Genomic DNA, 13,143 nt, shown 5'->3' with positions numbered 1-13,143 from the left:
GCCGGGCTCTACAGGAGGTCGGTGTTGGGTTCCAGGCCGCACAGGATGCGGCCGTACGTCTCGGCGACGGTGTTGGGGTGCAGGACGCCGTTGAGGTTGAGGGCCTGGATGTCGCGTTCGATGCGCTGCATCGGCTGGTCGGAGTAGATGGAGGAGCCGCCGCTGGCGGTGTTCAGGACATCCACCGCCTCCTTGGCCCGCAGGCAGGCCGTGGCCGCGTCCATCTTCGACAGCGCCCGCTCCTCCAGCGACCACAGCTCACCGGCACGCACCTTGGCGTCCAGGCGCTCCGCCGCGCGGCGCACGTGGAACTCCGCCTCGTCGATCTTCATCGCCGCCTGCGCGACCTGAAGGTGCGTCAGCGGCGCCTCCGCCTGCCGCTCGTAGTGCGTGTAGGCGATCTTCCGGCTCGGCAGCTTCTCGAAGAACGCCTCCCGCGCCGCCTTCGCCATCCCCACCGCCGACGAACTCGTCACCGCGGTGGCGTGCGGCACGAACGGGAGCTTCCACGTCAGGGAATCCGCGTTCAGCTTCGAGGCGTGCTGCCCGTGCATCATCACCGGGATCATCGGCAGCACCCGCGCCTGCGGCACGAACAGGTCCTGCGCGATCGTCGTCACACTTCCCGTTGCCCGCAGACCCGCGGTGTGCCAGTCGTCCACGATCGTCAGATCCGACATCGGCACCGCGATCGTCGCCGGCTCGAACCCGCCCGCACCATCGGCCAGCAGCACCGAGTGCATGTCCCACTGACTGTGCGGCGCACCCGAGACGAAATGCCACCGCCCGTTGAGGACCACCCCGCCGTCCACCGGCGTGGCGACACCCGACGGGTTCACCCCGCCGCAGATCCGCACACTCGGATCCGCGAAGATCTCGTCCTGCACCTCATCGGGAAACAGCCCCGCCAGCCACGACCCCATCGTGTACGTGCTGATCGTCCACCCGACCGCGCCGTCCCCGCGCGCCAGCTCCGCGATCACCGCCGACACCGTCCGCACATCCGACTCCGCGCCGCCGTAACGCACCGGCACCCGCATCTTCATGATCCCGGCATCGGTGACCGCCCGCAGCACCTCCTCATGGAGAACCCGGTTCTCCTCCTGCCACGGAACATGCTTGCGGATCACCTCCACCAGATCCGACGCCCGGCCGACAAGCTCAGCCTGCGATGCCGCCTCATTGATCGCCATCAGTTCTCCTCAATACGATGACAGGGACAGAGAAGTGAAACCTCCGCCACACACGGCGGACTCCGCACGGGATCCCGCACCGCCCGACCGGGCAGCGACCCACCGTCGGCCGCCAACAACACTCCCAGCACCCCCCACACCCCCACTTCTCCCAAGTTGCCGACCTCCCGCAAAACCACCCCACAGCCCCCTTTTCCACGGGAAATCCGAAACCGGACACCACAAATGCACCAAAAACGCCGCCGGGGTCTTCTCGGCGGCGCTTTCAGTGCATTGCGGACATCACCGATACGCACGGTGCCACGGCGCGGCGATCGACGAAATCACCCCAGCCCGGCGAGTTCTACAGGCCGGCCAGGAACTTCAGCAGCTCCGCGTTGACCTCCTCCGGACGCTCCTGCTGCGTCCAGTGCCCCACCCCCGGCAACGCCACCGTACGCGTCAGATTCGGCACCAGATGACGCAGATTCGCGATCAACTGGTCCAGCCCCGGAAGCTGCACACTGCCATCCCGCTCCCCGTACATGTACAACGCCGGAGCCGACATCGGCGCACCCTGCCACGGCGCCGTCAGCTCCCAGCTCAGCTCCATCGTCCGCCACCAGTTCAGACCACCCGAGAAACCCGTCCGCGCGAAATCCTCCGCGTAGACATCGAGGTCCGCCTCCGTCAGCCAGCCCGGCAGCTCACCCGCCTCCGGCAGCAGATCCAGCAGCGTGCCACCCTCCGGCACCACCGGCAAAACCGCCGCCGACGCCTGCGGCGAATCCCCGAACCCCCACCGGAAAATACGCGACAAAGACCCCCGCACATCCCCCGCCAACTCCGCATCCGCCACACCCAGCCGCTGCAGATAATTCATGTAGAAACCCGCACCCAACGCCTGCGTCATCCCCGCCAGCGCACTCACCCCACCACGCGGCAGATACGGCAGACCCAACGCCACCACACCCCGCACCCGCTCAGGCCGCAACAACGCCGTATTCCACGCCAACGGCGACCCCCAGTCATGACCCACCAAAACCGCCCGCTCCTCACCGAGCGCATCCAACAACCCCGTCACATCACCTACCAGATGCAACTGCGAATACCGCTCCACCGCCGCCGGCCGATCACTGCGCCCAAAACCCCGCAGATCAGGAGCCACCACCCGATACCCCGCCGCCGCCAAAACCCCGAACTGATGCCGCCACGAATACCACGTCTCCGGGAAACCGTGCAGCAACACCACCAACGGCCCCTCACCCTGCTCCGCAATATGCAACCGGATCCCATTGGCCTCCACAAACCGGTGACCAACCCCGCCCACCACACCACCGCCCGGCACCACCTGCACGTCACTCACGGCACACCACTCCCCTCTGAATATGCGAATCGGGTCCGCCAAAACCCTCGCACCACCACCCCACCCCCCACTACTCCTCCCGTGCCCACCACCACCCAGCGAGCGGCACCCCGGTCACCACCACCGACAGACAACAGCCCGACAGCAACAAGAACGACGCCAGCCGACGACAGTGGTGGAGCAGTACCCGCAGCTCCTGTTGGCGTACACGGGGGTAAGTGCCCAGCCAGGTCCACGTGAACGTGCTCGGGCGGATGAGGGCAGCCGGGTGGCAGGGTCAACAAATTGGGGTGCCAGATCTCGACCTGGTGGGCATGATCGGTCAGTTGTTCTGCCACATCCGACTTCGGGGGTACACCACGTCCATCCATCGCGAACGACCCTGGTCGCTGCCTTGGTCCGCCGCTGACCCCGGCAGGAACGCTTTCGACTGGGACGAGGGCGAGGAGGCCCGGCTGACGGCACTGGTCGTCCCGATGGTGCCTCCGCTCGGCGCCGACTGGACGGAGCGCACCCGTTTCGTGGACGAGGCCACCGTGCTCCTCGCGGTCCGCTACGGCCGGTGGGCTTGCGGCTGGGAATGGTCGACTCACTGCGGCGGAGCTGTCGAAGCCTGGTGCTGCGACCCGTATTCGGTCGGTGAGGCACACGGACAGCCGGATCAACGAGTTCACCGCCATGGTCCGGCCGCTGACTCCCGTTCAGACCCTCTCCTCAGCAGTCCTCCGCGGCCTGACCGCCAACGGCCTGGAGCACGGCGCCGGGGCGCCCCTGCGCCGCCCGCCCGCCGGAGCCCCTGTCAACGCCCCAGCACGGCACCGCCGTTGAGCCCGATCACCTGGCCCGTGAGGTAGCCGGAGCGGGGAGAGGCGAGGAAGCCGACCATTGCCGCCACATCGTCGGGGGTCCCGGCCCGCCCGACCAGGGTGTCGGCGATCTTCTCCGCGTGGAACTCCTCGCTCCACCCCTCGCCGAAGATCTCCGTGTCGGCCACGTAGCCGGGGGCCACGATGTTCACCGTGATGCCGGCGGGGCCCAACTGGCGGGCCAGGCCGAACGCCCAGCCGTGCAGACCCGCCTTCGCCGCGGCATAGGAGCCCGCCGAATGCGACCCCGCACCACCACGCTGGGCCGCCGCCGAACTGATCACGACCAGTCGGCCGCCCGGGCGGCGCAGCCGGCCGCTCAGCGCGGTGGTGAGCAGCACCGCGCTGAGCAGGTTGGTGTCCACGTCGCGGCGCCAGGATTCGGCGAGTGCCGCCAGCGAGCCGTCGGACGGCGGTGTGATGACCGCGCCCGCGTTGTTGACCAGGATGTCGACCGGCCCTTGAGGAGCCATCAGTTCAGCGGCGGCGCCGACCTGCTCGGGGTCCGTCAGGTCGACCGGGACGGGATCGACCCGTGCGCCGGGCACCTCCGCCTCGATCTCCTCCCGCACCCGTTCCAGCGCCTCCACTCGGCGGCCCAGCACCGCCACCCGGTGCCCGGCCACCGCCAGTTCCCCGGCGATCGCCCTGCCGATCCCCGAACCGCCCCCCGAGACCACAGCGAACCCCACAGCTCCCCCTCACCAGTCCGGCCACAGCAAACCCGCACAGCCTAGAAGCCGCGACCGGACCACCACCGCGCGACCCCCGCCCGCGCCCGCGACGTTCAACCGAACACCTCGCAGCAACCGGGGCCTGACCGGCACTTTCCCTTCGATCAGTAGGCCAATGTCTGAACAGACCGGAAAATGCAAGGTTCTGACTCAGGTTTGGGTGTAGAATCTGAAGCGCAGAGGGTGATCCGAAGCCCTGGTGTCACCGTGACGCCACCGGACCACCCGTCAACAAGGGGGAACCACCATGAGCTACCACCTCGAAGCCGCCCGCGCGACCATCGACACCCGCCTGCGGGACGCCGAGAGCCACCGCATCGCTCGCGCACTCCGACTCAAGGCCCGCGCCGAACGCGCCACCCACCGCGCCCGCCAGGCCCTGGCCGTCGTCACCGCGTAACCACCCCGGGCCGACAGCACGGCAGCCGCGACGGCTCAGTACACGTCCCGAACGTACCGCTGATCGCTCGTCAGCTGCCGTACGTACGCCGCGGCTGACGCCTCGTCCAGGCCGCCGTGGGTGGCGACGATCTCGCGCAGGGCCTGGTCCACGTCCCTGGCCATCCGGCCGGCGTCGCCGCAGACGTAGAAGTGGGCGCCGTCCTGGAGCCATCGCCACAGGCGGGGGCCGTGCTCGCGCATCCGGTCCTGGACGTAGATCTTGTTGCGCTGGTCGCGGGAGAACGCGACGTCGAGGCGGGCCAGGTGGCCGGAGGCGCGGAAGGCTTCCAGTTCCTGGCGGTAGTAGAAGTCGGTGGCCTCGCGCTGCTCGCCGAAGAACAGCCAGTTGGGGCCGGTGTGGCCGCGGGCCTGACGGTCCTCCAGGAAGCCGACGAACGGTGCGACGCCGGTGCCGGGGCCGACCATGATCATCGGGGTGGTGGGGTCGACGGGCGGACGGAAGTGCGGCGAGCGCTGGACGAACACCTGCACCGGGCCGTCGTCCGCGCAGTCCGCCAGGTACGTGGAGCAGACGCCCTTCCGCTCCCGGCCGAGGTCGTTGGTGTAGCGGACTACCGAGGCGGTCAGACGGATCTCACCGGGGTGCGCCAGCGGGCTGGACGATATCGAGTACAGCCGCGGCTGCAGCCGCTTCAGCACCCCGGCCCACTCGGCCGCCGATGCCCGGACGGGGGCGGCGCCGATCACGTCGGCGGCCTGTCGGCCCCAGCTCCACTTCGCCAACTCGCCCTTGTTGTCCGGCCGTAGCAGCCTCTTGAGGTCGCGGTCGCCCGTACGTTCGGCGACGAACCTGAGCAGGTCCGGAGTGATCCGGGCGATGTCGAGTCGGGTCCGCAGCGCCTCGCCGAGCGCGACGGCGCCGAGGTCGGGCAGGGTGACGCTCTCCTCGGGGTCGAGTCCGGTCAGGGCCAGCCATTCGGCGACCAGTTCGCCGCCGTTGGCCGGCCACACGCCGAGCGCGTCGCCCGCCTCGTAGGCGAGTTCGCCGCCCCGCGTGTCGAACGCGAACTGCCGCACCTCCTTCTGCGAACCGGGGAGGCTGAGCAGCCGGTTGCCGATCAGCAGCGTCGCGAACGGGGACGCCTTCGAGTAGCCCGTCGGCGCGACCGTCCCGGCGACCGGAGCCGGCGCCGGCACGACGGCGGTCAGGGCCTCGGCAACCTGCTCCAGCCACCGCCCGGCGGTGTCGTCGTAGTCGGCGTCGCAGTCGGTCCGCGGCAGCAGCCGGGTGGCACCGAGCTCCGCGAAGCGCTCGTCCAGGCGGCGGCCGTGGCCGCAGAAGTCCTCGTAGCCGGAGTCGCCGAAGGCCAGCACCGAGTACCGCACGCCCTCCATCCGCGCGGCGTCCGTGGCGGTGAGGCCCTGCCAGAAACCGGCACCGTTGTCGGGGGCGTCACCGTCACCGAAGGTGCTGGAGATGACCAGCACGTCGGCGTCGGCCGGGAGGCTGCCCGCCTGACAGTCGGCCATGCTGCGGACCGACGGCGCCCTGCCCGTCTCCGCCAGCCGGGCCCCGACGGTGGCGGCGAACTCCTCGGCGTTACCGGTCTGCGAGGCCCACAGCACGATCAACTCCCGGGCCGGGACGCTACCTTGGGCGCCACCGGCAGCCTGCCCCGGCAGTGCGGGCGTACCCGGAGCAGCACCTCGCGAGAACGCCCCCGCCAGCAGCCCGTCCACCCACAAGGCCGCCTCCCGACTGAACGGCGCACCTACGGGCAGCACCGGGACCCCGCCCGGCGCCGCCAGCGCGACGCCGGAGAGGTACCCGGCCAGGTACCGGCGCTCCGGCTCGCTGAACACCGGAGGCGCGAGCTCCGTGATGCCCAACATCCCTGCCAGTCCGTCCAGTTGGGGAGCAGCCGCGGCCTGCGCCGGAACGGGCACCGCGCCGGCCACCACCCGCAGCGCCACCGCGCACGCCTTGAACTCCGGCTGGTACGACACCGGATCGACGGCGTCACTGGTGACCGCGTTGATGCTCAAGTACTCCCCGAACAGGTCGTTCCAGTGGAACGGTGCGAAACAACTACCGGGCCGCACCCGGTCGGTGACCACCGCGGGCAGCACGGCGCGCCCCCGGCGGGAGGCCACCTCGATGCGGTCACCGTCCCCGGCACCGATCGCGGCGGCGTCGTCCGGGTGCAGTTCGACGAACGGCCCGGGGTTCAGCTTGTTGAGTTTGGCGACCTTGCCGGTCTTGGTGAGGGTGTGCCACTGGTGCTGGAGGCGGCCGGTGTTGAGGACGAACGGGTAGTCGTCGTCCGGGAGTTCGGCCGCCGGCAGGTGCGGACGGCCGAAGAACTGGGCGCGGCCGGTGGCGGTCGGGAAGGCCAGCCGGGGCCTGGTCCCGTCCGTGCGCTCCAGCAGGCTCTGGCTGACACCGTCGTTGAGGTAGCGGATCGGGTTGCGGTCGCCGCCCTCCGGCGACGGCGCCGGCCACTGCACCGAACCCTCCCGCAGTCGCCGGTAGTCGACGCCGCGCAGGTCCCAGCCGGTCTTCGGGTTCCAGGCCCGCTTGAGCTCCTCGAAGACCTCTTCGGCGCTCGCGTAGCCGAAGGCGTCGGCGAAGCCCATCTCGCAGGCGACCCGGGCGATCAACTGCCAGTCCGGCAATGCCTGTCCGGGCGGGTCGACCACGCCCTGGACCAGGGTGAGGTTCCGCTCCGAGTTGATCATCACGCCGTCGGACTCCGCCCACAGCGTCGCGGGCAGCACCACGTCGGCGTACGCGTTGGTCTCGGTCTCGGTGAACACGTCCTGGGTGATGACCAGTTCGGCCGCCTCCAGCCCGGCGATGACGGTCCTACGGTTGGCGACCGAGGCGACCGGGTTGGTGCAGATGATCCAGCACGCCTTGATCGCACCGGCGGCCAGCTGCTCGAACATCTCCACCGTGCCCCGGCCCACCTCCGTCCGCAGCGTGCCCGCCTCGACCCCCCAGAGCTCCTCGACGAAGGCTCGCTCGGCGTCCACCAGAACGGAACGCTGCCCGGGCAGGCCCGGACCCATGTACCCCATCTCGCGTCCGCCCATCGCGTTGGGCTGCCCGGTGAGCGAGAACGGGCCGGATCCGGGGCGGCAGATCGCCCCGGTGGCGAGGTGCAGGTTGACCAGGGCGTTGGTATTCCAGGTGCCGTGCGTGGACTGGTTGAGCCCCATCGTCCAGCAGCTCGTCCACTCCCCCGCCTCGCCGATCCACCGGGCCGCCAGCCGGATGTCCGCCTCGGGTATCCCGGTGATCTCGGCGACCCGCTCCGGCGGGTAGTCCGCCAGGAAGGCGGGCATCGCCTCCCAGCCCTCGGTGAACTCCGCGATGAACGCCTCATCGGTGTGACCGTTCATCACCAGCAGGTGCAGCAGGCCGTTCAGCAGCGCCAGGTCCGTACCCGGCCTGATCTGCAGGAACAGGTCCGCCTTCGCGGCGGTGGCGTTGCGCCGCGGGTCGACGACGATCAGCTTCGCCCCGGCCGACCTGACCCGGTCCATCATCCGCAGGAACAGGATCGGGTGGCAGTCGGCCATGTTCGCGCCGATCACGAAGAAGGCGTCCGCGCGGTCGAAGTCCTGGTACGAGCCGGGCGGGCCGTCCGCGCCCAGCGACAGCTTGTAGCCGGTGCCCGCACTGGCCATGCACAGCCGGGAGTTGGACTCGATCTGGTTGGTCCGCACGAAGCCCTTCGCCAGCTTGTTGGCCAGGTACTGCGCCTCCAGCGACATCTGCCCGGAGACGTAGAAGGACAGCGCGTCCGGGCCGTGTTCGTCCAGGATCGCGCGCAGCCGCCCGGCCACCGCGGTGACCGCCGCGTCCACGTCCACCTCGGCGGGTTCGGCGCCGCGCTCGGTACGGATCAGCGCCTTGGTGGCCCGTCCGGGGGCGGCCATCATGTCGGCGCTGGTCGATCCCTTGGTGCAGAGCCGGCCGAAGTTCGCCGGGTGCTCCTTGTCCCCGGAGGTCTTCCTGACGGTCCGTCGGCCGGTGCCGGCGTCCCGGCCGATGTCGAGCACGATGCCGCAGCCGACGCCGCAGTACGAGCAGACCGTCCGCACGCTGTCCGCGTCCGAGCCAGGCATCGTCACCGAGACTCCCTCCCCAGGGATCGCAGTCCCCGCCGGACACCCGCGGGACGTGGGTGCGGCGGGCGGTGGGAAGCTCCCACGGTCGTCACCCTAGAAAGGCCGCATTAACGGTCGATCACAGCGCGCGGCCGCCGGGAGTTAACCCGATCGCACAGCCTGCCCACCGCAGGTGTGAGCGTCGCGCCCCCCTGCGCGTGCCGCCGCCGTCAGGCCGTGGCGAGCGAGAGCTCGGTGGACTTGATCAGCGCCACGACGGCCGAACCGACGGCGAGGCCGAGATCGGCGACCGCGTCCTGGGTGATGGCGGCGGTCAGCACACCACCGTCGACGGACACCTTCACGGCCGCCATGGCCGGCCCCGCGGCGATCTCGGTGACCGTACCGGGGATCTGGTTGCGGATGCTCAGGCTCATGGCAGCTGACCTCGCGACTTCGGGGGCAGGTCTCGCCCCTGCCGCTCTCGCTGACGACCGTAGCGGGGGGTCGGCTCGACCCGCGCGTGAGTGTGCGCCGGCGGCCTGGCGGGGTCGGTGGATTCGACCCTTCCGAGGGTGGGAGATCGGCCGAATGCCGTACAGGCTGACGGGCCGGCCGCGCGTTCACAGCCCACCCAGACCGGGGCCCTCACCGATGACCGGTCCGTTCCCGTCGCCCTTGCCGTGACCACCGGAGCCGGAGAAGGCGTCGACCGAGAGCCCGGTCACCGGCGTGTAGTGCAGCGCCATCCGGGCCAGCGCCGCGTGCGAGGCGTCGTCCAGGACCAGTCCCGGCGCCAGGATCGGCCGGCGGCCGGGCTCGGTGCCCACCTCGGCCAGCAGCCGACGGCCGCGCCGCGAGGCCCGGTCGTACCGTTCCGGGGCGGCCAGCGCGACCCCGCCGCCCACGGCCAGCAGCCCGGCGTAGACCCCGACAGCGTGGGGCGAATGGGTCGCCATCAAGGTGAGGGCGCCCAGCGGCCCGATGATCACCATGACTCCGATGGACACGTTCACCGGGGCTTCGCTCTCGCTACGGGTGACCAGGCCCGCCGCACCCAACTCCCGGTCCACGGCCCGGACTTCCTCCAGCTCCGCCACCCGGTCGCACAGCTCCGAGGGCCGGTGACCGATCGCGGGATCCAGGACGGCGAGTACAGCTGCCTGAACCGCGTCCACGTTCTTCGCACCGGGCCCGACCCGCAGCCGGCCCGAACCGTCGGGCTGCAACGCACCACTGAGGACCATCCCCGACAGCACGGTCCTCGCCAGGTGATCGGGGTGCAGCTCCCGCGCGTACAGGGCCGCCACCTCATAGACCGTCAGCGGAGCACCCTCCGGCCGCGGGACGGTGACCCGGGGATGCTCGGCCCAGTACTGGAACCCCAACCGGTACACCGCAACGGCGAACACCAGCACGGCGCACCCCACCGATAACGCGCTCACCCCGCCCCACCCCCACGCTCCGCCGAACGACCCCCTCGCCCACCGGGCGGCTCCCATGGTGACGCGCCCCAGGCCGGTCGGCAACGGTCCAGCACACTCGTTCGGGCCCGACCTCGCCTTCCTCCACGAACTCTTCGAAGGTACGCATCGGCCCGAGAACGTCAGCCAAGAGCGGCCTGGTGGGCATCGGCCGCTCGCTCGTTCACCTCGCGCGCCCTTGGGTCCTCGAGCCCGGCCGGCTCGGCCATCACCTCGGCGACCGTCGTCCCGCTCGGCTTCGTCCCGGCCACGTCGGTCTCCTGTCGATCACGCCCCGAGGTTCACCCTACGAGCGAAACGGACGCAGAACCATGAGCGAGTCCTCCAAGGTCGCCACCATCGCAAAGGGAAACCGGTCGAGCTCAAGACAGAGCGCAACGTCATCAGGATGGACCCCTTGACGCACCCCCTCCGTCAGCTCGGCGGCCGCGCGCGACTCGGCAGCGCGGCGCAGGAACCCGGCGGCATCCGTACCGGCCTCGGTGGTCCTCCCGGCGATGTACTGAGCACACGCCAGATCTTCGTCGGCCTGCCCGTCCTCGCCGGTGACCACGAACGTCACACCGTCATTCTTGCGCGCCCGCAGGAGCCGGGCCGTCGCCTCCGCCACCACGAAACTGGCGCACAGCACCAGCGACGCCTCCTTGACCGCGAGGACGCCGACCGTCCCTGCGGTGGTTTTCTGCACAAGGGTCCGTCCGCCGAGGTCGGCAGACTGCAGCAGGCCAGGCGAGTTGACCAGGTCGAACCCGGGCGCGGCCGGCCCGTCCTTGAGCGCCAGCCAATCGGGGTGGCGAGCCTTGAGCGCCAGCGCGTCGTCCAGCGACTCGGCAAGAACGATCTTCTCCGCCCCCTGGGCAAAGGCCCAGGCAGCCACGGTGAATGCACGCATGACGTCGACCACGACCGCCACGGACGGGGCCTCGACCAGCTCAGGGATACCAACGAAACGAGCGTCCATACCGATCATGATCGCGCACGCCCGACCCGAAGCGGCCGAAGAGTGATCCACATCACCTGGACGCCCTCGAAGCGCCCCGAGCGCACGGTCGGGGACGTGGGCGGAAGGTCGGCTCCCGACCCGGGCGCGCCTGCTCGAAAAGCCACCGTTCGGGTCAGGCTCGCCCTGAACCGCCCGGGTTGAACGAACGAATCGAACAACACCATCATTGAGCCCGTGACCGACACTTGGAAGACCATCAACTCCCTTGCCTCTAACTTGAGTTCCCGCTCTCAGCTGCCCATCGAACAGCAGTGGCTCGTACAGGTGGTGAAGCTCCAGGAGGAGTGCGGAGAAGTCGCCGAGGCGGCCATCGGCGCACTCGGCGAAAACCCCCGCAAGGGCTTCTCGCACAGCTGGGACGACGTCAGATCGGAGGCCTGCGACGTGATCGTCACCGGCATGGTGCTGCTGGCCCGGATGGGCGGCGACCCCGAGTGGTTCTTCCGCGAGCACCTGCGTACGCTCGCGGCCCGCCCCACCAATCAGCCGAAGGAGGCGTAAACGGCCCGGTGCCGCCCCTCCCGGTACTTCGGCCCAACGCCCGACTCGAAGCCGAACCGGCCTCACATCGCCCGCCGGCGCGATAAGTTGAACTGCCGCAGTACGCAGGGTGCGCACCAGGATGGAGGCCGGCCGTGGCCGACGACAGCGACTGGACCATCGACCGGATCGCCGAAGGGCTCCGCTCCCCCGCCCTTCGCAACCGCTTCCTCAGCGAGCTCAACCGCACGCCGGAGGGCTCCCTCGCCGCCGCCTTCGCCCGCTGGAAAGCGGTCGCCCAGGACCTCGAGGCGGCGGCGGACCAGGCCCGTACACTGCTCGCCGACGGACCGTCCGCCCTGCTCGCCGACGAGTCCGTCGACATCACCGACCAGGTTCTCACCCGCGCCGAACGGCTCCGCACCCGCGCGGCCTGAGCCGACCGGATCGGCCGGGCTCGCCGACGGGCGTTCAACTACGCTGCCCCCATGACCTACCGGCTCCGAGCAGCACCCGACGTCCAGAAGATCTGGGACGCCCTGCCCCCTGCGCTCGGAGAAGAGCTCACCCTCGCGCTCGCACGGGTCTGCGAAGACCCCATCGCCACCACCGAGCCGTACGACGACGCCGACGACGAACAGCACGTCATGCGCATCCTCCACCTGCCCTCGGTCGTCGCCGCCCTCCTGGTCCTCGATCACCCGGTCGGCATCATCCGCATCATGACGATCACTCACCTCGCCTGATCCCCCGCCCACCACCTCCAGTCCGGGTTGAAGTCACGCGTCCACTCCCGGCCTGAACGCCACCGCGCACCTCAGTCGTCTCGGCCCTGCCACGTGGTCACGCAGGCCTCGTTCCCCTCCGCGTCGGCGAGCACCCAGAATGCGGGGGCACGGGTCGCGGAGACGAGGCGGCCCCCTGCCGCCAGCGCGGCCTCGATCCGCCGGAGTGCCTCGTCATGGGGAACGCAGATGTCGAAGTGGATGCGATTGCGCTGCGGGCGCGCCCGGTCCATCTGCTGGAACCAGATCGCCGGGCCCTGCCCGACAGGGTCGACAAGTGGATCCTCCGGTCCTGCGGCGCCCGCCTCGTCGGCATAACCCAGCACTGCCTTCCAGAACGGCCGGATCTCGGCGATTCCCAGCGCATCGATCCCGATCTCCACAACTTGGACCGACCGCGGTACCCCCGTTCCGATCTCGGGATCCGTCGTCAGCGACCCGGTCTCGTTGACGGCGGCGGAGATCCGACGCGCGAGTTCGACGTCCCGGGTGGTCACCGCTGCGTGGTCCAGCGACTGCAGAGTGAACACGACGCGCTGGGGGCGGACATCGACCAGAAGGTGCCGGTCGGCGTCGCTGCCGCAGACCGCGACGGCGTCCGCCGCCACGCCGATCGCCTGAGCCAACGATCCGACCGGCACCGACGTTCGCAAAGTGCCCAGCAAGAAGCGCCAGCCGTAGTCGTGGACAGCCTCCGACGCTTCCCGCCGACTCAATATCTGCTCCATGCCTGCA

11 protein-coding genes and 2 pseudogenes are annotated in these 13,143 nt (G+C 70.1%); 4 read left to right on the top strand and 9 right to left on the bottom strand.

Annotated features, from left to right (window positions below):
• Positions 1-8: 8 nt before the first annotated feature.
• The 3 genes from F4556_RS36950 to F4556_RS36940 form a co-directional block, all read right to left on the bottom strand.
• Positions 9-1,193: an acyl-CoA dehydrogenase family protein gene (locus F4556_RS36950; protein ID WP_184924084.1), complete on the bottom strand. Its 1,185-nt coding sequence runs from the start codon at positions 1,191-1,193 to the stop codon at positions 9-11.
• 343 nt (positions 1,194-1,536) lie between these two features.
• Positions 1,537-2,538, bottom strand: a complete 1,002-nt coding sequence (locus F4556_RS36945) for an alpha/beta fold hydrolase (RefSeq protein ID WP_313069142.1) — start codon at positions 2,536-2,538, stop codon at positions 1,537-1,539.
• 799 nt (positions 2,539-3,337) lie between these two features.
• Positions 3,338-4,096 (bottom strand): SDR family NAD(P)-dependent oxidoreductase, encoded by a 759-nt coding sequence (locus F4556_RS36940; protein WP_184924082.1) that lies wholly within the window; start codon positions 4,094-4,096, stop codon positions 3,338-3,340.
• Between the two features lie 280 nt (positions 4,097-4,376).
• Here F4556_RS36940 and F4556_RS36935 point away from each other — a divergent pair.
• A pseudogene (locus tag F4556_RS36935) lies at positions 4,377-4,538 on the top strand (hypothetical protein); the annotation flags it as partial.
• A gap of 35 nt (positions 4,539-4,573) precedes the next feature.
• Here the strand turns inward: F4556_RS36935 and F4556_RS36930 are convergent.
• The 5 genes and pseudogenes from F4556_RS36930 to F4556_RS36910 form a co-directional block, all read right to left on the bottom strand.
• Complete coding sequence (locus F4556_RS36930; protein ID WP_184925785.1) at positions 4,574-8,674, bottom strand: bifunctional nitrate reductase/sulfite reductase flavoprotein subunit alpha; 4,101 nt, start codon at positions 8,672-8,674, stop codon at positions 4,574-4,576.
• 212 nt (positions 8,675-8,886) lie between these two features.
• Positions 8,887-9,090: pseudogene (locus F4556_RS36925) on the bottom strand (TOBE domain-containing protein); the annotation flags it as partial.
• Positions 9,091-9,279: 189 nt separating this feature from the next.
• Positions 9,280-10,101, bottom strand: a complete 822-nt coding sequence (locus F4556_RS36920; protein WP_184924076.1) for a DUF2207 domain-containing protein — start codon at positions 10,099-10,101, stop codon at positions 9,280-9,282.
• A gap of 161 nt (positions 10,102-10,262) precedes the next feature.
• Positions 10,263-10,391: a hypothetical protein gene (locus tag F4556_RS38870; protein WP_376775771.1), complete on the bottom strand. Its 129-nt coding sequence runs from the start codon at positions 10,389-10,391 to the stop codon at positions 10,263-10,265.
• Positions 10,392-10,426: 35 nt separating this feature from the next.
• A complete protein-coding gene (locus F4556_RS36910; RefSeq protein ID WP_313069140.1) occupies positions 10,427-11,101 on the bottom strand; it encodes a 2-phosphosulfolactate phosphatase in 675 nt (224 codons plus the stop codon).
• Between the two features lie 216 nt (positions 11,102-11,317).
• Between F4556_RS36910 and F4556_RS36905 the strand changes: the two genes are divergently transcribed.
• The 3 genes from F4556_RS36905 (at position 11,318) to F4556_RS36895 (ending at position 12,369) form a co-directional block, all read left to right on the top strand.
• Positions 11,318-11,644: a MazG-like family protein gene (locus F4556_RS36905; RefSeq protein ID WP_184924072.1), complete on the top strand. Its 327-nt coding sequence runs from the start codon at positions 11,318-11,320 to the stop codon at positions 11,642-11,644.
• 134 nt (positions 11,645-11,778) lie between these two features.
• The gene (locus tag F4556_RS36900; RefSeq protein ID WP_184924070.1) at positions 11,779-12,060 is read left to right on the top strand and encodes a hypothetical protein; all 282 of its coding nucleotides are present in this window, start codon (positions 11,779-11,781) and stop codon (positions 12,058-12,060) included.
• Positions 12,061-12,111: 51 nt separating this feature from the next.
• Entirely contained in the window at positions 12,112-12,369 is a 258-nt protein-coding gene (locus F4556_RS36895) for a hypothetical protein (RefSeq protein ID WP_184924068.1), read from the top strand.
• Positions 12,370-12,440: 71 nt separating this feature from the next.
• On the opposite strand, the gene F4556_RS36890 is transcribed toward F4556_RS36895, so the two are convergent.
• Positions 12,441-13,136 (bottom strand): 4a-hydroxytetrahydrobiopterin dehydratase family protein, encoded by a 696-nt coding sequence (locus F4556_RS36890; RefSeq protein ID WP_184924066.1) that lies wholly within the window; start codon positions 13,134-13,136, stop codon positions 12,441-12,443.
• Positions 13,137-13,143 lie beyond the last annotated feature (7 nt).

Origin of the sequence: Kitasatospora gansuensis, from assembly GCF_014203705.1 — a bacterium.
Classification (GTDB): Bacteria; Actinomycetota; Actinomycetes; order Streptomycetales; family Streptomycetaceae; genus Kitasatospora; species Kitasatospora gansuensis.
Note: the sequence above shows the minus strand (reverse complement) of the source record. Positions and strands in the feature narration are given on the sequence as shown.